At 34.8% G+C, this 1957-nt stretch carries 2 protein-coding genes and 2 pseudogenes; all 4 read left to right on the forward strand.

The window, feature by feature from the left end:
* Positions 1-240, forward strand: a 240-nt coding sequence (locus tag H5187_RS23310) for a DUF600 domain-containing protein (protein ID WP_182798450.1), incomplete at its 5' end; no start/stop codon positions are given.
* 40 nt (positions 241-280) lie between these two features.
* Positions 281-1129, forward strand: coding sequence for a hypothetical protein (locus H5187_RS23315; protein ID WP_182733888.1), 849 nt, complete (start codon positions 281-283; stop codon positions 1127-1129).
* Between the two features lie 275 nt (positions 1130-1404).
* Positions 1405-1719 (forward strand): annotated as a pseudogene (locus H5187_RS25225) (YrhA family protein); the annotation flags it as partial.
* Between the two features lie 26 nt (positions 1720-1745).
* Positions 1746-1957: pseudogene (locus H5187_RS23320) on the forward strand (DUF600 domain-containing protein); the annotation flags it as partial.

Genomic DNA, 1957 nt, shown 5'->3' on the forward strand with positions numbered 1-1957 from the left:
TACGAAGATGAAAGCGTACTTGAATGCAAAGCGCATTATCAAACTGCTTCCGATGCAAGCGAACAGCCGATTACCGTGACAGACGAGATAGTCGGTTTATTCAACACCCTATTTGTGAATGCCACTAAACACCAACCAGAAAACTGGACGCGCGCCATTTTCACGATTAATCGCCAAGGCCAATTTAATCTCAATTTTGAGCGTGAGAATACCGTTCATGACATCATCGTTACTTCGTAAATGCACTAGAAAGCCAATTTAAAATTTAAGGATGAATGAAATGAAAAAGCTCAATGTGGGTTCTACATTACTAAACAAAATATTTAAGTCAAAAAAATCTACCCTTGTATCTAAAATCCTCGAGTTGGGTAAAACGATAGAAGACCCTGAACGTATGTTTAGCTTCTCTGGAATGCGAGAGGATTTAAGTGAATTATTAGCTAGTTCGCAAACAAATGAAGAAAAGCTATACGCAAATTACTACTTATCAATGATTTACTCTAAGAGTTATGATTATGAATCTGAAATTATTAGTCACTCAACGATAGCTTTGGAATTAAATGCAACTTTAAAAAAGTTAAATCAAGAGCAAGTATTTTCTTTAAATCACCGTTTATACGAAGCATATAGTGAATTCAATGAACATCAAAATGCACTTGAATACTTACAAGCAGCAATCGCTAATGCTAACCACCGTACTCAAAACGAAGTGTCTAATTTAATTGCGTTAAAAGCGGCTTGCTTCCATGAGGTTGGGCGATATAAAGAAGCGTTGCAGCTTAATAAAGAAATTTTGAGTAATCCTGATTTAGAAGAAATAAAACATCTCATTTTAAATAATTTAGCAAACAATAGTTACGAACTTGGTTTGATGGAAGATGCTGAGCATTACCTAAAAGAAATGTCAAAAACAGACTGTGGTTACCCTGAAGATACTTTTATAAATAAGTTTAACAGCATATTCCAACTAGCCGTGCTTAAATTTGAATTAGGCGAAATTGAAAAATCAACCAATCTATTTCAGCAACGACTGAAGCTTGCCATTGATTATGGTGACTGTGACTATATTGAAGAAGCCGAAATAGACATTCAGCAATTATATGAAAAACAGCTATCTCAGCAAAATTAAACTTGATTTGAAAAGGCTTAAGTAGCGCTAGCTTAGCATGCAAAAATGTTATGGGTTAAAGCCCTTTTATTAGATCTCTTTGACCTTTTTAAGTTTCTATGTAGGGGCAGACCAAAGTTACTATGAGTGATATAAAAAAGTTAATTAATTACCTGATAGAGAAAAACTCAGAAGAGCAAACTCATTTTGGCGAAGGCTTTTTTCTTACACCAATAAGTTTGGATGAGTTAAAAGCTTTTAATACGCATTTCACCTAAGCTTTCAACTTCCAACCTCCAAATGAACTTTTAGATCTATTAAAGATATCAAATGGCTTTTCTGTAAATGGATTAAATCTCTATAGTGCTAAAGAACAAAATGAACCATATTACTTAGCAGGAATTATTGAAGCCAATCAAGAATTTCATATAGAAGAATCTTTACGTAACTTCGTCGCTTTTTGTGATGAAAGCAGTTCCAGAGTGGTTTATAACTTTGAGGTAAATCAATTTCAGATAGTAGACTCTTTCACGTGGGAAGAACTAGAAAGCTTCCCAACTTTAAGTATGGCAATAAGATCTTTACTTAAAACAGCAAATATTTTTGAATAACCCCAAAATTTCGCTAAGGAAAGCATATGCGACCAGACATTAAAAACATCCCCCAACAACTCGGTCAGTACCTTTATCAGCAAATAAATGAGCCGTGGCTTGAAGCACAACTCATTTTAAATTGCGAAGATGAAAACGTACTTGAATGCAAAGCCCATTATCAAACTGCTGCTGATACAAGCGAACAGCCGATTACCGTGACGGACGAGATAGTCGATTTATTCAACACCCTATTTGA

The sequence above is a fragment of the Pseudoalteromonas sp. SG44-1 genome (assembly GCF_014164315.1).
Lineage (GTDB): Bacteria > Pseudomonadota > Gammaproteobacteria > Enterobacterales > Alteromonadaceae > Pseudoalteromonas > Pseudoalteromonas rhizosphaerae.